This window comes from Treponema ruminis (assembly GCF_014201975.1).
GTDB classification, from domain to species: Bacteria; Spirochaetota; Spirochaetia; order Treponematales; family Treponemataceae; genus Treponema_D; species Treponema_D ruminis.
This window is the reverse complement of sequence record NZ_JACHFQ010000005.1, coordinates 51,418-68,345: the sequence shown is the minus strand read 5'-3', so window position 1 is coordinate 68,345 and position 16,928 is coordinate 51,418. Positions and strand designations below refer to the sequence as shown.

The 16,928-nt window shown below is 44.5% G+C and carries 14 protein-coding genes; all 14 read left to right on the top strand.

Annotated features, from left to right (window positions below; translation table 11 throughout):
- Positions 1–3 precede the first annotated feature (3 nt).
- The 14 genes from HNP76_RS08220 (at position 4) to HNP76_RS08155 (ending at position 16,913) form a co-directional block, all read left to right on the top strand.
- Complete coding sequence (locus tag HNP76_RS08220; RefSeq protein WP_184659376.1) at positions 4–1,824, top strand: methyl-accepting chemotaxis protein; 1,821 nt, start codon at positions 4–6, stop codon at positions 1,822–1,824.
- Between the two features lie 2 nt (positions 1,825–1,826).
- Positions 1,827–2,330 (top strand): chemotaxis protein CheW, encoded by a 504-nt coding sequence (locus tag HNP76_RS08215; protein WP_184659374.1) that lies wholly within the window; start codon positions 1,827–1,829, stop codon positions 2,328–2,330.
- A complete protein-coding gene (locus HNP76_RS08210; protein ID WP_184659372.1) occupies positions 2,317–2,820 on the top strand; it encodes a hypothetical protein in 504 nt (167 codons plus the stop codon). The genes HNP76_RS08215 and HNP76_RS08210 overlap by 14 nt, the downstream gene beginning before the upstream one ends.
- A 2-nt stretch (positions 2,821–2,822) precedes the next feature.
- Positions 2,823–3,824, top strand: a complete 1,002-nt coding sequence (locus HNP76_RS08205) for a chemotaxis protein CheB (protein ID WP_184659370.1) — start codon at positions 2,823–2,825, stop codon at positions 3,822–3,824.
- Positions 3,821–4,693, top strand: a complete 873-nt coding sequence (locus HNP76_RS08200; protein WP_184659368.1) for a CheR family methyltransferase — start codon at positions 3,821–3,823, stop codon at positions 4,691–4,693. Before HNP76_RS08205 ends, HNP76_RS08200 begins: the two co-directional genes overlap by 4 nt.
- On the top strand, positions 4,686–6,785 hold the full coding sequence (locus HNP76_RS08195) for a hybrid sensor histidine kinase/response regulator (RefSeq protein WP_184659366.1): 2,100 nt from the start codon (positions 4,686–4,688) through the stop codon (positions 6,783–6,785). Before HNP76_RS08200 ends, HNP76_RS08195 begins: the two co-directional genes overlap by 8 nt.
- A 15-nt stretch (positions 6,786–6,800) precedes the next feature.
- On the top strand, positions 6,801–8,648 hold the full coding sequence (locus HNP76_RS08190) for an adenylate/guanylate cyclase domain-containing protein (protein ID WP_184659364.1): 1,848 nt from the start codon (positions 6,801–6,803) through the stop codon (positions 8,646–8,648).
- Positions 8,649–8,664: 16 nt separating this feature from the next.
- Positions 8,665–9,630: an oligopeptide/dipeptide ABC transporter ATP-binding protein gene (locus HNP76_RS08185; protein WP_184659362.1), complete on the top strand. Its 966-nt coding sequence runs from the start codon at positions 8,665–8,667 to the stop codon at positions 9,628–9,630.
- 64 nt (positions 9,631–9,694) lie between these two features.
- The gene (locus HNP76_RS08180; RefSeq protein WP_184659360.1) at positions 9,695–9,865 is read left to right on the top strand and encodes a hypothetical protein; all 171 of its coding nucleotides are present in this window, start codon (positions 9,695–9,697) and stop codon (positions 9,863–9,865) included.
- 3 nt (positions 9,866–9,868) lie between these two features.
- Complete coding sequence (locus HNP76_RS08175; protein ID WP_184659358.1) at positions 9,869–11,377, top strand: Na+/H+ antiporter NhaC family protein; 1,509 nt, start codon at positions 9,869–9,871, stop codon at positions 11,375–11,377.
- Between the two features lie 8 nt (positions 11,378–11,385).
- Positions 11,386–11,955 (top strand): lactate utilization protein, encoded by a 570-nt coding sequence (locus HNP76_RS08170; RefSeq protein ID WP_184659356.1) that lies wholly within the window; start codon positions 11,386–11,388, stop codon positions 11,953–11,955.
- A 156-nt stretch (positions 11,956–12,111) separates the two neighbouring features.
- On the top strand, positions 12,112–13,098 hold the full coding sequence (locus HNP76_RS08165) for an RluA family pseudouridine synthase (RefSeq protein ID WP_184659354.1): 987 nt from the start codon (positions 12,112–12,114) through the stop codon (positions 13,096–13,098).
- A 72-nt stretch (positions 13,099–13,170) separates the two neighbouring features.
- Entirely contained in the window at positions 13,171–14,538 is a 1,368-nt protein-coding gene (locus HNP76_RS08160; protein WP_184659352.1) for a DUF1302 family protein, read from the top strand.
- A gap of 14 nt (positions 14,539–14,552) precedes the next feature.
- On the top strand, positions 14,553–16,913 hold the full coding sequence (locus HNP76_RS08155) for an efflux RND transporter permease subunit (protein WP_184659350.1): 2,361 nt from the start codon (positions 14,553–14,555) through the stop codon (positions 16,911–16,913).
- Positions 16,914–16,928: the final 15 nt, after the last annotated feature.

Genomic DNA, 16,928 nt, shown 5'->3' with positions numbered 1-16,928 from the left:
AGTATGGAAATAAATAAAAATTCATACCTTAGTAAGACTTTCTCGATTTCTGTTGCAGTCATTCTGCTTGTTGCAATTCTTCTTGGTATTGTTTACAAAATGATTTCCAATCAGACGGCAATCAGAAATTTGAACCAGAAACTTCGTGAAGAAGTCAGTCAGAAGGCAATCCTCATGGAAGGATACCTTAAGCCGGAGATTGCCCTTGTAGAAAAACTCTCTACGTCACCTGCAATCGTCCAATTCTTTAAGGATCCTTCTGATAAAGACAATCGCAGGCGGGCAATGGCTGAATTCCAGAGTTTCAGCGATTCATTTTCTTCCCACATGATTTTCTGGGCAAACGACATTGACAAGGAATTCTGGAACGGAATGAAATTCTCATACAATCTTGATCCTGAAAATCCCAGCGATTACTGGTACAAAATGACTCTTTACGAGACGGATGTCTATAATTTCAATATCAACTACAACGCTGAGATTGGCATGACCTGTCTTTGGCTCAACGTCGTCGTCCGTGATGAAAAGGGCAAGCCGATTGGCATGGCCGGAACCGGAATCGAGCTGGACAACTTTATAAAAAACTGTTTTGACATGCTGGGCGAAGGCTTTACAATGTATTTCTTTAACGGCAATAAAGAAGTTACCGGTGCAATGGATAAAAAAACTCTGGTTGATAAAGTTCATATTGACGAGCTTTACAATCAGATTCCAGATTTTAATTCCCTCATAGAGACTGCAAAAAGAACTGCCGGCGAAAGTGGAAGCATTGGCCTTTATAATATCAAGGTAAGTTCGCAGGAACTTGGTGTTATCCGCTATCTTCCGAGTTACGGCTGGTATCTTTTTATTACGGCTCCCGTAAAATCCGGAAAACAGGGCGGCATTTCAGCCTTCCTTGTGGTTATAATTGCAATCCAGCTTGTTTTTTCTATTTTTGTAATCTTCATCGCCAAACTTCACGGCATGATGCAGAAAACCCGGCTGGCAAGTCAAAGCCTTGTAGCTGAAACTCAGAACCTTTCAGTCTCTTCAAAAGAAAACGCGGCTACGGCTCAGGATCAGAGTACGGCGGTAAAGGAAATTGTCGCCACCATGGAAGACAATACGGCACTCAGCGAGGATATTTCCCAAAAAATCAAAAATGTCTCGGATGTAGCCTCAAAGACCAACAGCGATGTAGCCGAAGGCGTCAATTATATAGAAGAAAACGTCCGTCAGCTGCAGGAAATTGCCGCTACAAACCTTAACACAATCAACGGAATCAAGGCCCTGGGGGATAAAATCGAAAACATCTGGGATATCGTTACCCTCATCAATGCCGTAGCAGACCAGGCAAAAATCATCGCCTTTAACGCGGAACTTGAGGCTTCCAGTGCGGGTGAGGCAGGCCGCAACTTCCATATTGTAGCGACTGAAATCCGCCGCCTTGCAGACGGAATCATTGACGGCACAAAAGAAATCAAGGAAAGGATTACTGAAATCCAGCAGTCTTCCGACAGCCTGATTATTGCCAGTGAAACCGGAACCGAAAAGATTCAGGAAGGTGTAGACAGCGCGAAGAGCCTTGAGGAGCGCTTTACCAGCATTAAAAATGCGTCAGAAGTTACGGCTAACAGCGCCAGTGACATTACGACGATTATCCAGCAGCAGGCGATTGCAAGCGAGCAGATGCTTACAACATTAAAGCAGATTGCGGCCGGTGTTGAGAACTTTACTGTTGCGACCGAGCACATTTCCAAGGCATCGCAGAACGTAAAGACAATCGCAACTGAGCTTAGTAACAGTAAAAATTCCGTAGCTAGGGCGGAACTGGAGGAATAATCATGAACGAAGACATAATTGAACAGATTGCAAGGGAAAATGAGGCCAAGACTGAAGTCGTCGAAGAAAAAAAGATGACTACATGGCTGATTTTCTCGATTGCAAAGAAAAAATATGCAGTACGTTCCAGCGACGTTCTTGAAATCATCCGTGATGTTGCCGTCTATAAGCTTCCCTTCATGCCAGCTTACATTGAGGGAGTTTTGAACCGGCGTGGCGATCCTTTCACGGTCATAAATCCCTGCGCCCTCATCGGAGAAGAGGACAGCAAGGCTCCGGACGAACCTTTGTTCCTGATTTTCAAGCGCAACGACGACCAGCTTTCGCTGCATATTTCAGATATTTTGTTCTTTACGGATATAGAGGAAGGTGACCTGAACATTATCCCCGGCAACAATGAGGAAGGCTTTTTCTTGGGCACCCTTGTTTACGGCGGAGATGAAATTCCGGCACTGAATACCAACGCATTTGAGTTACTCATAAGGAAAGATCTTGGAAGCGCATAATCATTTTACATGCATTGCATATGACACGATAGATTTTCTCATTCAAAGTAAGTATGTAATTTTCGGCATCTATCTTGACGTCGAAAAAAACGTACAGAACATCGTATTTAACCGCGAGACTTTACCTCATATTCACATCGGTCATCTTCTTGAAAAGGAATTTGACTGCAAGTCACTTGAAGACTGCAATGTAGTTCTTGTCATGAAAAAGCAGAACTTTGCGGCTGACGTTCAGAAAATGATTGAGGATTTTACCGAAACAGCTTTTCCTGCCAGCGGAAATCTTGCCGTCTCAGTGAACAGCTCAGTATCAAGTAAAATCATCGACATAAAGAATTTGCATTTGATTCCATCGAGCATCCGGGAAAGGCAGAATGAATGTGGTGTGTGCGCAATAGGTTTGACTGGAAAAAAGCAAATTTTAATATCTCCCGACAACTTGCTGAAGAAATTCTTTGCTGTCGGTTTAATTAAAAAGGTAGGATTATAAAAATGAAAATCATAATTGCGGACACTTCTGCTGTAGTTCGTGCCATTTTCGAGCAGAATTTGCAGAAATATTCCGGTCTACAGATAATTGCCTCTGTTCCAAATTCAAGACAGCTTGCATTAAGCATTCAGCAGAATGAGCCTGACGTCATAATCTGCGGCTTTGACTTAACTGAATCCATAATTTTCGAGGATTTTAAAAAATTTGCGATGTCAAATCAGCTTCCTATTCTTTTTCTGGCCGGAAGTGATGAAGAACTCATTAAATCCAAGTCCCTCAACGTTTCTGAGTCAATGCTGAAGCCAAAGCTCAACAGCTACGATCCATCATTTTTTGACTCTGTTTCAGAGCGCCTCTCAAAGATAATTTCCCAGGCCCCGCGAAAATGTGCATCCGGCAGCGATACTTCTTCAAGTGACGCTTCCTTTAAGATTCTTTGCATCGGAGCTTCAACCGGCGGTCCTTCTGCGGTTTCCCAGGTTCTCAAAGGTCTTGGAAAGAATTTTCCTCTCCCAGTTCTTTACGCCCAGCATGTTGAAGTCGGTGCTGATGAAAATCTTGCCATGTGGCTGTCCGGAGAGTGCCATAACATCCATGTTACAATCGCAAAGGACGGTGAAGAAGCCAAGCCGGCTCACGTTTACATGGCTCCTGCTGACAGGCATCTTGTGATTGATTACGCAAAGTCTAACGGAACGCCTGTCCTGCATTTGTCCGACGAGGAACCCGAACGATTTTTGAGGCCGGCCGTCAACAAGCTATTTAGAAGTGCGGCGCAATTTTATAAACAATCCTGCCTGGCGGTTCTTTTGACCGGAATGGGCATGGACGGTGCGGACGGTTGCAAGGTTATCTGCGATAAGGGCGGATGGACCATCGTTGAGGATAAGTCCACATGTACTGTCTTTGGAATGCCTGCCGCTGCGATTGAAGCGGGCGGAGCTAAGGAAATTTTACCGCGCGGTGATATTTCAAATCGAATTTTGGAATTGGTGAAAAAATGATTCAAGAGAAAAAGATTGCACTAACACAGGAAGAAACAGACTATTTCATTTCTCTTTTGACAGTCGGAACAGGAATCATTCCGCGTTCAAGTCACCGTGCAGGAATTCAGACTTATATCGAAAAGAAACTGGCTGAAAAAAATATTACTGTTGCGGAATACAAGTTGAAGCTTCTTTCTGACAAAAATCTCTTTACAGAATTCATAAATGAAAGCACTGTAAATGAAACATATTTCTTCCGGGAAGAAAAGCAGTTTGCCCTTTTAAAGGAGCGCTACTTTCCTATGTGGAAGGCCATGTTCGGTACGGCTCCCATAAAAATCTGGAGCGCCGCCTGTTCTTATGGTGAGGAAGCCTATTCCCTTGCCGTGCTGGCAAAATGCTGCGGCATAAAGGCTTTGGTTACTGCCAGTGACATCAATTCAGAGGTTCTGGACCACTGCAACAAGGGTGTTTTCTGGGAATCTTCAATCCGCTCTGTCGATGGCTTTACCTATAAAAATCTTCTCCTGCCTTACAGAACTGATGAGGGAAAAATCGCTTTCTCGGATGAAATCAAGTCCTGCATTCAGACCAGGGAGATAAATCTGTCAAAAATCGACACGCCTATGGGAGACGTAAACCTGCCTAAAAATCAGAATATCATCTTCATCAGAAATGTCTTCATATATTTCAGTCAGGATCTCCGCAGAAGGATTTTAAATTCAATTGCAGAAAAGTGTCTTGCTGACGGAGGAATCCTTTTTGTTTCAATGAGCGAAATCGCGCAGTTTGATTCAAATGTTCTTCCGCCATCACTGGAAAAAATCATGGACGGAAGTGTTTTCTATTTTCGGAAAAAAACAAGGGAGGTAAAGTCAAATGGCTAAAGTCTCGTCTGATATAATCGAAAGCTATGTTTCGGAAGTCAAGGAACTTCTGGAATCGGCTCGAAAAGATATAATGACCCTCAAAAACTCTCAGAGTGATTCGGATGCACTTTCAAGTCTTTTAAGAAGCCTCCACACAATCAAGGGAAATTCGAGAATGCTCGGCTTTCCTACGGTTGAAAAACTTTCTCATTCGGTAGAAGACATCTATAAAAGCGTAAAGGACGGTAAAATCAAGAATACAGACCGTCTTGTAAAGCTTGTATATGCGGTTGCAGACAAAATCGAAGAGTGCGTTGCATCAATAGTGAAAAAGGGCACGGATGAAAAGGACATCGAGTCTTACCTGCAGTACTGTGATAAAATCGCAGCCGGCGAGCTTATCGATATAGATTCCTTCATAAATGAAATCAAGCGTGAGAAGGGTGAGAATCTTGAGGAAGATGATGAGGACGAATTCAACGAGCCTGTAAGTGAAATCCAGTCAATCCGAATCAAGCTTTCTCGCGTAAACGACATCATCACGGCCTTCGATACGATGATTACGCGGGAATTCCATCTTAAGCATCAGCTGGACGAACTTCAGAAATTTGAGGAAGCCACTGGCAACCACGACCTGGCAAAAATCCGCAAGCAGTTTGAAAGCGACATTTACGCCCTGGAAACTTCCATTTTCAGCGTTCAGGAGCAGGTTTTCGACCTGCGCATGCTTCCAATCAGCATAGTCTTAAAGCCGCTCGAAAATACAATTGCCCTCGAAAGCATGAATCTTGGAAAGGACGTAAAATGTGACATCCCTTCGACAGACATTGCAATCGATAAGGTAATCCTCGAAGAACTTGGCGACATCCTCATGCACCTTGTGAGAAACGCCCTTGATCACGGAATTGAAAGCCCGGAAGACCGAAAAAAGGCTGGCAAGGACAAGCAGGGAACAATCACAATCAGCTGTGTACGCGAGACAAAGCACATTGAGCTTAAAATCAGCGATGACGGCCGGGGTCTTGATTACGAAAAAATCCGGGAAAAGGCGACAAAAGTCTATCCTGAGCGCACGGAAGAAATCAAAAACATGAGCGACCGTGAACTTTCCCAGTTCCTCTTTCAGTCAGGCTTTTCTACAAAGGACAAGGTTACTGAACTTTCAGGCCGGGGCGTTGGTCTTGACGTGGTCTGGGCGACAGTCGAAAAAATCAAGGGAAGAATCAAAATTGAAAGTACGGCAGGCAAGGGAACTTCATTTATCCTGCATTTCCCTCTTTCTCTTTCTACCTTGCAGGGACTTTTCGTTTATTCCAACGAAGAAAAATATCTCATTCCGTCCCAGCATATCGTTGACATCATTTACCGAAAAAAGAACGAGTACATCACCCTTCAGAACCAGAGCTACATCCGCCTTGAAGGCCAGCTTATCCCATGCTTCTCGCTTTCATCGCTTTTTGACGAGCAGAAGGGCAATAAAAATCAGGATGCCGATTCAATCCTCATCGCCGAATACATGGAGCAGCGAATCGGTATTGTCGTTGAGCAGGTCCAGCAGTTCGTTTCCCTGGTCGTAAAACCCCTGCCTGATGCCTTTAAGAATTTTTCGATTCTTCAGGGAATTGTCTTTGACGAGCACTATGACATCGTTCCGATTCTTCATGTTCCTGACATCCTCAAGAAATTCAAGTCTCTCCGCGGCTACGACATAAAGAAATACGAGGCGGCATCTAAAAAGCGAGTCCAGCATATTCTTATTGTTGATGATTCTGATACCACACGCCAGATTGAGCGCTCCATTCTTGAAGGTGCGGGCTTTGCTGTTGATGCGGCTGTTGACGGAATTGACGGTCTTGAAAAGGCCAAGGCCAAGCAGTATGACCTTGTAATGTCGGACAAAGACATGCCTCGAATGACCGGTCTGGTCCTTCTTGATAACCTGCGTCGTCTTGAGCAGTACAAGGAAGTGCCTGTCGTAATCGTCTCTGCTGACCAGAGTCCTGATGTTCTTGCGGAATTTGAACGGCTGGGTGCAAATGCCATTATCGCCAAGAGTGACTTTGAGCGAAGCAAGCTTATAAGCACAATCAAGAGTCTTATAAAGGATTAAAGAGGGGAAAGAAAGATGAGCAAAAAACTTCTTATACTTGAAACTTCGGTTACATTGCAGAAACTCTTTACGACAACTCTGGACAGCGATGACTATACGATTCAGTTTGTTAATGACGGTAAGGCTGCAATTTACGCCTTGTTTGAAAATCCCTGCGACCTTTTTCTGGTCAACTGTGACATCCAGAATCCGAACGGATTTGAAATCGTCCGTATCGTGCGTTCGATGAAGTGCTTTAAGGATTTGACAATCGGAATGTACGCGAGTTTTCCGAGTCCGCTGGACGAAGATTTTGCAAAAGACAGCGGGGCGACTTCATTTGTCCGCCTGGACCAGAAAACCCTCGTCCTCAATGTCGATGAGCTTGCCCAGCTTTCGGGGCAGAGACTGGATAAGGGGTCACTTTCCCAGCTCAAGAAAAATATCGATGATTCATATTTATTCCTGCAGAGTGCGAAACTTCTGGCAAAAACTTCCTATAAAAACGCCCTTTACGCAAATCTCGTGCACCTGATTATAAATCTTGAGAACATTGAGGAAATGGTTAAGTCCATGCTCCTTTTGATTGCGGAAGTCTGCGAGGTGCCGATTGCCTGCATGTATATCGTAGAAAATGACGGACCCCATGGCTATTATGTCTGCTCTGAAAATCTGGGTGAAAAGGATATTGCGGACTTCATCAATGTCTGTTCCTCTGATTTTGAGAAAATTCAGCCTGACTGCAATGCGGCAAAAATCACGCCCAAATGCCTTGAAAAGAGGAATGCTCTGGACAGGTTCTTCAGCGGAAAGGTCCAGCTTTCAAGCTATGAAAATGACAGCCTCAAGACAGTCGACGGAAACGGATATTTTGGAAGCATCCATATCGTCTCAGAAGGCAATATTACCAGCGAAAAGCAGGAATTCTTCGGTTTCTGCGTAAAAAGTGTAGGCGACATTTTCAGCAAGGCCCTTATCGTCAAGGAAAAAATCTTTTTCGAAAAGCGAATCCGACGGGCTTTCAGCCGCTTTGTTCCTGAGCAGATTATCGACAGCCTCGTTTTGCAGGCAGATACCAGCGATGAAAAAATCGGCGTAGGCGAAACCCGTGCCGTTGCAATCCTTTTCAGCGACATCCGCTCATTTACCAACATCAGTGAAAAGAACAAGCCGGATGTTCTGGTTGCCTTCCTTAACCGCTATTTCTCTACCATGGTAGACATAATCAAAAAGCACGGCGGCACAATCGACAAATTTATCGGTGACGCGATTATGGCTGAGTTCGGAACTCCTGTAAGCTACGAGGACAACTGTCACCGGGCAGTCAGCGCGGCTTATGAAATGCGGGAAGCCCTTTCAACTATTGAAATCGGCGACCTGGTTCTCCCGGACGGAATGCAGTTCAACATCGGAATTGGAATCCACTACGGAGACGTAATCGTAGGCTCAATCGGTTCCAAGGACAAAACCGATTATTCAGTCATCGGTGACAACGTAAACCTTGCCAGCCGACTTGAGGGACTTACAAAAACTTACGGAACCCAGATTCTGGTCAGCCAGAGCGTTCTTGAGGATGCGGGCGAAGATTCATTCTGCTTCCGCCATCTGGACGACGTTCGCGTAAAGGGCAAAAAAAATGCCGTTCCGATTTATGCGGTTGACCGTAGCGCGGAAGAATTTCCCTTCGATTACAAGGATGCATATTTGAAGGGCATGGACTTGTACAAGCAGGGAATCTGGAATCTGGCCAAAAATTACTTCGAAAAGGCCCTTGCCATTGTGAACGGTGACAAGGCCGCAAAGCTCATGCTTTCTAGATGTGAGGAATTTATTGCAAATCCGCCTGAAAACTGGGATGGTGCAATTGCGTTTATGACGAAGTAGCCATTATAATAATCGTATGTCTGATTATATAATCCAAGCTGACCATTTAACAAAAAAGTTCACACTAGACGCAGGATTTTTTGCCAAAAACGACCGCTTCGTTTACGCGGTAAATGACGTGTCTTTCGGAATCGAGCGGGGCAAAACTTACGGTCTTGTCGGTGAATCCGGCTGTGGCAAAACGACCTCGGCCCGAATGTTGGTGAGGATGTACAAGGCAGACGGCGGTGCGATTTATTATCGGGCAGAAGGGCAGGAAAAAAGCAATGTTCTTCTATTTAACCGTAAGCAGTTGCGCGACTACCGTGAAAAAATCAAGTATGTCTTCCAGGATCCATCCCGCTCACTCAATCCCCGCATGACGGTTTTCAATATCCTTACCGCCAGCTACAAATATTCATCAATCTGGCCGGGCAAGAAAATCGCTTACGAAGAGGCTTCTCAAATCATGGAAGAAGTCGGCCTTGACCCGCTGGACCTGGAAAAACGGCCCAGTGAATTTTCAGGCGGTCAGAGACAGCGAATCTCAATCGCCCGTGCCCTTATTATGAAGCCACAAGTCATGTTCTGCGATGAGGTTGTCAGTGCCCTCGATGTTTCGGTTCAGAGCCAGATTTTAAACCTCTTGCAGGACATCCGCGAAAAGCGGGGCATTTCCTTTCTATTTATTGCACATGATTTACGTGTTTCCTGCTACTTCTGCGACACAATCGGCGTAATGTACCGGGGACTTCTGGTTGAGGAGGCTCCTGCCTCAGACCTCTACAAAAGTGCCGCCCATCCATACACAAAGCTTCTTTTCTCTGGAAGCGACAATTCTGCCTCAAACTCAAACGGCGAAGTAAAAACTACCCTCGAAAGCCTGCACGGCTGTCCTTTTGCCCACCGCTGTCCACAAGCCTGCGAAAAATGCAAGAACCAAATCCCTGAATGGCGTGAGATAGCCTCTGGGCATAAAGTTCGATGCTGGGTGAATTTTTAGAGGTTCCCATATTTCAAAAACTGTGTTACTCTTTAAAAGTTATAAAAAGTAAGGAGGTGTCATTATGACAAATAAAACTGTAATTGATGCTCTCAAACAGATGAAAACATACTGTGCGGCAGATGCATTGGACAAATTGAATTACGCTATCGCTGTAATCGAAAAACTTGAGAACGACGGTGTTGAAAATCCGCTCAAAACAGACTTCACATCTCTCTCAAAGGAAGGAAAGTAAAAAATGACTGGAACATTCTTTTCTCTTGTGCCTCCAATCGTGGCTATTGCGCTGGCACTCATCACAAAAGAAGTTTATTCTTCACTCTTTATCGGTATTTTAATTGGCGGAGCCTTCTTTGCTATTGACGCGGGCTCTGGTTTCACTGGCTTTTTCACTCATGTCTTTTCTGACGGCATGATTAAGCAGCTTTCAAGCGCATGGAATGTCGGCATTCTCGTCTTCCTTGTTGTCCTTGGAACAATGGTAGCCCTCATGAATAATGCGGGCGGTTCAGCAGCTTTCGGCGAATGGGCAAAAAAGCACATCAAGTCAAAGCTTGGCGCCCAGCTAGCAACAGTCTGTCTCGGTGTACTCATCTTCATCGACGACTACTTCAACTGTCTCACAGTCGGTTCGGTCATGCGCCCGATTACCAAAAAATACAAGGTTTCACGCGAAAAGCTCGCTTACCTTATCGATGCAACAGCCGCTCCTGTCTGTATCATTGCACCGATTTCTTCATGGGCAGCCGCAGTCGCTGGCTTCGTAAGTGAAGGAGAGAACGGTCTTGCTCTTTTCTGCAAGGCAATTCCTTTCAACTTCTACGCTTTCTTCACAATCGGCATGATGTTCCTTTTAATCTGCATGAATTTTGAATTCGGAGCCATGGCAAAATTTGAAAACAGCCGCAATGACATGATTGACGACACCGATGAAGAAGTTACGACCCGCGGAAAGGTTTTTGACCTTGTATTCCCGATTGTAAGCCTTATCGTTCTTTGTACTGTCGGCATGATTTACACAGGCGGATTCTTTGCAAGCGGCGAAGACCACAAAAATTTCGTTGATGCCTTTGCAAACAGCGATGCTTCTGTAGGTCTTGTACTCGGTTCATTCGCAGCCCTGATTCTTACTATTGTCCTTTATCAGATTCGCCGCGTCCTTTCTTTCAAGGACTGCATGGCCTGCATTCCAAACGGATTCAAGGCAATGGTTCCGGCCATCTTGATTCTTACTCTGGCTTGGACCCTCAAGGCAATGACTGATTCTCTGGATGCTTCAAAATATGTCGCAGGTCTCGTAGAAGGAAGCGCAAAAGGCTTGCAGAATTTCCTGCCGGCCATCATCTTCGTGATTGCAGGATTCCTTGCATTCGCAACAGGAACTTCTTGGGGTACATTCGGAATCCTCATTCCAATCTGTATCGCGGTTTTCCCGGGAAGCGGAGACCCCTTGCGAATCATTTCGATTTCAGCTTGTATGGCTGGTGCCGTTGCCGGAGACCACTGTTCACCGATTTCCGACACTACAATCATGGCAAGTGCGGGCGCCCAGTGTGAGCATGTAAGCCATGTCTCAACCCAGCTCCCTTATGCACTCACAGTTGCAGGCGTTTCATTCCTAACATACATCGTCGCAGGCTTCACTCAGTCCCTCGGCATTTTCGCAAGCGGAATCATCTCATGGATTGTAGGTGCAGTTCTTCTCGTAGGAACAATGATCGTCCTCAAAAAGAAATTTTCAAAATAGGATAGAGCATGGATACAGATAAAATTATCGAAAACCTTAAAAAACGCGGATTTGAGGCAGTTTTTGCCGCAAATAAGGCTGAGGCTGTCGAAAAGGCTCTTGCTTTTATCCCGGAAGGAAGTACAGTTTCTTGGGGCGGCTCTGTTTCTGTCGAAGAATCAGGCCTTTTGGCCAGCGTAAAAAGCGGCAACTACAAGGTAATCGACCGTGACACAGCGAAATCCCCGGAAGAGCGAACTGAACTCATGCGCAAGGCTTTCTTTGCAGACACCTTCCTCACAAGCTTCAATGCCGTAAGCGAGGACGGAGTTCTATACAACATCGACGGAAACGGAAACCGTGTAGCTGCAATCACATTCGGCCCGGCTTCAGTTGTCGCCTTAGTTGGAATCAACAAAATCGTTCCGACCGAAGCTGACCTTGAAAGCCGCGCCCTAAAAATCGCAGCTCCGTTGAACGCAAAGCGCCTCAAGCTTGCCAACGAACAGGACATTTGCGCAATCTTTGTAAAGACCCGCATCTGTAAAAACAAGGGCAGAATCAAGATTGTCCTCGTCGGCGAAGAGTTGGGGTATTAAAAGTTAGGAGTTAGGAGTTAGAAATTAGGAGTTTGCAAGTAGCAAGTAGCAATTAGCAATTGGGGCGGTCCCGCCTTTGGCGGGCGGGTGTTTCGCCCTTCGCTCACGCTCATAGCCTGCGGCTACTTCGGGGCTACATACCCTACCACTTTCCTTATGAAAACATTTTGTCTTGTCGCTCAAAAATCAGTTTCTCTTAATGAATTTCTCCGCTTGCAGCTTCCGCATCTTTTGGGGACGGAGGTTTCTAATTCTAAAATACGCCGCCTGATTGTTGCCGGAAGCGTGAGCGTGGGCGGGCGACAGATTCGGCTTCCTGGCTTCAATCTTCGGGCTGGGAGTGAAGTTTCTGTTCTTATCGATGAAGAAAAGCTCTTTTTTGAGAAGCAGCCCGATGATATAAACTATGAGCTTACTCCCAAAGATATTCTTTTTGAGGACGAAAATATAATCGTAGTGAATAAACCTACGCATTTTCCGACCGAAGCAGGAATGGTCGGAAGCCGCGACAATCTTCATGCGGCAATCGTTCGGTTTTTGTTTGAGCGGCAGAAAATTGAGCACCCGAACGCAAAAAATCCGCCGTATCTTGGAATCATGCACCGCCTCGACCGTGATACGAGCGGCGTTATTTTATTCACCAAAACCCGCTCCGTGAATGCGGCTTGCCACGAAATGTTTGAAAGCCACACAGCCCGAAAAGTCTACAATGCCGTTGTCGCAGTAAAATCTTCCGAATCCACAAAATTCCCGGTCGGCAAAAAAATCACCGTTGATTTTCCGATGGGCAGAATCAGCCCCAAAGGGCAGGCGGCGAAGTGGGGAAAGGTCAGCGAAAAAAATGGCGGGCTTTCATCTCGTACCGATTTTGAAGTTTTGAAGGAAATTGACCCGGAATCATTACCAGACTTTGCTCCGGCCGGCTCAAAATACACTTTTCTCCTATTAAAGTGCTCTCCGTTAACTGGACGCACTCACCAAATCCGCGTGCACCTTGCATCCTTGGGCATTCCGATTCTTGGTGACAGTCTTTATGGAGGTTTGGATTATGAGAGAATCATGCTTCATGCCGAAAGCCTCACTTTTCCTCACCCGGTCTCAGGCGAAACAATGACGGTGACAAGTCCGTTTAAATATACATAAGATTCTCTTAAAATTATATTGATTTATTCGTGTTCATGGCTTATTATAGTATATATATAGTGGTAGGCGTTCATGAATAAAGTTCGATTTTTTTCTTCAGCATTATTTGCAATATCTTTTTTTGGGTCACTTTCTGCTCAGGAAATTTCTTTTTCCGGGAATTTGACTGCCCAGGCAGGTGCCGGCCTTCCGTCCACTCATGAAAACAAGGGGCATTTTCTTGTCGGAACGACTGTTTTTGACAGCACGATAAAGTCATACACAGATGACAGCACATTATTTGTCAATTCTCAGCTTGTGTATGATGCACTTGCCGGACAATCGCCGAACGGAACGGAATCTTTGGTTTCTAATGATGGAACCTTTGCTTTCAAGCTAAAAGAAGCCTATTTTGATTACAATGGTGGTTTTTATGCAATCAGGGCTGGCAGACAGATTGCGGCATGGGGCAAGGCTGATTCAATTCAAATCGCCGATATCCTGTGTCCGCAGGATTCTTCTTCATTGATTGCGGCAGATTATAAGGAAAGCCGCCTGGGAATTGATGCTCTCCGTCTTTCTTTCATACAGAATTCAATGCAGCTTGATGCTTATTGGATTCCATTTTTTACGCCGAGCACCCTTCCTCTTGCAAAAGGAAATCCTCTTAATCCTGTCTTCTTCCCAAAATCTTATGATGATTATGAGATTCGTTATCCAAAAAGCTGGGAAGAATTTGAGCTTCCGGAGAAAAAACTTTCAAACAGCGAGTATGCGGTTCGTCTCAGCTCGTATTTTTCAAAATTCGACCTTTCCTTTTACGGATTTTATGGCTGGGAAGACACTCCATTCTTTGAATACCAGCCTGATTTTACCGGCGAATCTGAAGACTTAGATATTTCTGGTATAAATATTAGTGGGTCTTACAAGCGGCTTTTAATGTTTGGTGCTGATGCGGCAATTCCTTTCGGGGCTTTTGTATTCCGTCTTGAAACAGCATTTTTCCCTGGAAGATATATACAGACGACTGAAGAATATCAGGAAGAGTGTATGCTCTCTGGTTCAAAAGTTGATTCTGCCCTAAAAAGAAATCAGATTGTCGGCTTACTGGGGTTTGACTGGGATGCAGGTGCCGGCTGGTCTATCATGGCACAGTATGTGGCGGATTATGCTGCTGGCAGTGTCAAAGAACTCGACCGAAAACGCTATGTTCATCAGGCCACGCTCACATTGTCAAAATCGCTTTTAAATGAATTACTTTCTTTATCCGTGCATAGCGAGCTTGATTTGTGTGATTATTCATCATTTATTGAACCAGAAGCCGATTACAGCCTGACTGATTCAATAACAGTGAGCCTTATCGGAGATTTTTACCTTGAAGGCCGTGATAACAAAAAAGGAATGTATGGAATCTACCGTGATTTGAGTTGTGTTACACTCAAAGGCAAAATTTCGTTCTAATTTTTGGAGGAGTTATGACAGTTTCTACAATAAATAAATTTTTTGGAAAAATCGGCAGGGCTCAGATAAAATACCGTCTCCCTGTTCTCGTTGTTTTTTTGATTCTCACGATTGTGTGTTGTTTAGGACTTTCAAAATTCGAAATTGCGAATGGAAGTGAAGGCTGGTATGGCAATGCTGACAAAATAAAGCAGGATAAAGATTTGTATCAGTCTACCTTCGGAAATATTTCGAATGTTGCAGTTCTCCTTGAAGCAGACGATGTATTCTCCGAGGAAATTCTTACCGTAATAGACCGGCTTGGTGAGCGCATGATGGAGATCCCGTTTGCCGATAAGCTTACATCTCTGATTGAGGTGGATATTCCTGTCGGAAACGAAGAGGGGTTCGAAGTCGTTAAGCCTTATGAGCAGGGCATTCCTTCTGATAAGGAAGAACTTGCCGCAAAAAAGGCCTTCATTCTCCGTGGCACAGAAAAGACCAATTCGCTTATTAATAATCTTGTGAGCGAGGACGGAAGGGAAACGTGGATTAGTTTGACTCTTCTCCCTTTTGAGAATGCCGATGATGATTCAACTGCTGTCGGCGAGGCTCTCTACGAAATTCTTAGCAGCGATGAATTCAAATCTGATAAGTATAAGCTTTATGGAAGCGGAATGCCGTACTCTGATGCAATGGAAGATATGTATGAGATTCCTGATGCAATTCTTCGCGTACTTCTTGCATTTGCGGTGATGATTGTCTTTTTGATTGTGTTCGTTCGCACTCCGTTTGGTGTCATAATTCCATCTCTTACTACAATCGGTGCGATTGCGACTGTCATGGGAGCAATGTCATATTTTGGCGAAAAGGCTGATTTATCTCTTGTAACTCTTCCTGTTCTTTTGGGAATTGCGCTTTCAATTGGATATTCCATCCATTATATAAACATGTTCAAGCTGCATTTCCGGCAGACTGGAAATCGCATTGAATCGGCAGTAAAGACGGTTGAGGAAAGTGGCTGGTCAGTGTTCTTTACTGTTCTCACTACGGTCGCTTCTTTGGTCAGTTTTATTTTTGTTGATATGAAGCCAATTTCATGGATGGGAAAAACGGCGGCTCTTGTTGTTCTTGCGGTTTATGCCTATGTCGCAGTCCTGATTCCGATTTGTTTCTCATTTGGCAAAAATCGCCTTCCAAAAGCTTCTGATGTCGCTGAAAAAGGAGCCGGTAAGATTGATTTGTGTTTTGAAAAATGGGCAGAGACTGTAAAAAGCAAGCGATGGCCTGTTATCGTGATTACTACAGCAATTGTTGCCCTTTGTATCCCCTTTATTTTTAAAATTGCAATCAAAATCGATATGATTGAAATGTCGGGAACAAAACTTCCTCACATGATAGAAGAAAAGGAAATCATTTCCAAGCAAATTGGCTCAAGATACAGCTACTGCACGATGATAGCTTACGATGATATTGATTCTTTCAAACAGCCGGAGAAAATGCAGGCTTTGGAGCAATTCGAAGATTTCTTGGGCACTTTGAACCTTACAAAAAAATCTGGAGAAAAACCTCATGTGTCATCCGTAACTGCAATCTTAAAGGAAATGAACCGTGCGTTGAATGAGGGGCGAGAAGAATACTTTACCGTGCCTCATGAGGATTATGTTCTTGCCCAGCTTCTGGAACTTTCTTCTATAGATATGAATAAAGATTTTACTGAGGTGATGGACGATGAATTCCGAATCGCAAGCGTGAACGTTGATATGTCGAATTTTGAAAGTGAGCTTGCGATTGCTGATGTTCGGGCAATCAATGAAAAATTCGAAGAACTTTTCCCTGGGGCAAAATGCTGCATAATCGGTGACATGATTGAATACGCCGAGATGTCCAGTCGGATGGTTCGTGGCGAGCTTAAATCATTTATGTTCTCATTCATTGTGATTGCCATCATGCTTATACTTGCTTTCTCTAGTATCAGAACAGGTCTTATCGGAATGATTCCGAATGTTGTTCCTGTAATTCTTGTTGGCGGAGTGATGGGGCTTTTTGCACTGTCTCTAGATTTTGTCACGATGACTGTCATGCCTATCATCCTTGGAATTGCCGTTGATGACACCATCCACTTAACAACTCATTTGAAATATGGACTCGAAAAACACGGAACCTATCTTGGTGCAATGCGTGCTTCTTTCCGAGAAATAGGAAAATCGATGTTCATGACAACGTTTATTTTGTGCTCGATTTTTTCGGTTTATATATTCAGTCCGATCCATTATTTGTGCGTAATCGGAGTGCTTTCTGTTACAGGTCTTGCGGGTGCTCTTCTGGCAGATTACACAATAACGCCGGCTCTTCTTTATGTAGTAAAACCTTTCGGAAAAGAAACTGAGAATTAATTTTGATTTATAAGC

Excerpts from the sequence above, each read along its gene's own strand:
- HNP76_RS08180 (WP_184659360.1), top strand. The coding sequence starts at position 9,695 with ATGACAAATAAAACTGTAATTGATGCTCTCAAACAGATGAAAACATAC.
- HNP76_RS08200 (WP_184659368.1), top strand. The coding sequence starts at position 3,821 with ATGATTCAAGAGAAAAAGATTGCACTAACACAGGAAGAAACAGACTAT.
- HNP76_RS08205 (WP_184659370.1), top strand. The coding sequence starts at position 2,823 with ATGAAAATCATAATTGCGGACACTTCTGCTGTAGTTCGTGCCATTTTC.
- HNP76_RS08190 (WP_184659364.1), top strand. The coding sequence starts at position 6,801 with ATGAGCAAAAAACTTCTTATACTTGAAACTTCGGTTACATTGCAGAAA.
- HNP76_RS08160 (WP_184659352.1), top strand. The coding sequence starts at position 13,171 with ATGAATAAAGTTCGATTTTTTTCTTCAGCATTATTTGCAATATCTTTT.
- HNP76_RS08155 (WP_184659350.1), top strand. The coding sequence starts at position 14,553 with ATGACAGTTTCTACAATAAATAAATTTTTTGGAAAAATCGGCAGGGCT.
- HNP76_RS08165 (WP_184659354.1), top strand. The coding sequence starts at position 12,112 with ATGAAAACATTTTGTCTTGTCGCTCAAAAATCAGTTTCTCTTAATGAA.
- HNP76_RS08215 (WP_184659374.1), top strand. The coding sequence starts at position 1,827 with ATGAACGAAGACATAATTGAACAGATTGCAAGGGAAAATGAGGCCAAG.
- HNP76_RS08220 (WP_184659376.1), top strand. The coding sequence starts at position 4 with ATGGAAATAAATAAAAATTCATACCTTAGTAAGACTTTCTCGATTTCT.
- HNP76_RS08195 (WP_184659366.1), top strand. The coding sequence starts at position 4,686 with ATGGCTAAAGTCTCGTCTGATATAATCGAAAGCTATGTTTCGGAAGTC.
- HNP76_RS08175 (WP_184659358.1), top strand. The coding sequence starts at position 9,869 with ATGACTGGAACATTCTTTTCTCTTGTGCCTCCAATCGTGGCTATTGCG.
- HNP76_RS08185 (WP_184659362.1), top strand. The coding sequence starts at position 8,665 with ATGTCTGATTATATAATCCAAGCTGACCATTTAACAAAAAAGTTCACA.
- HNP76_RS08170 (WP_184659356.1), top strand. The coding sequence starts at position 11,386 with ATGGATACAGATAAAATTATCGAAAACCTTAAAAAACGCGGATTTGAG.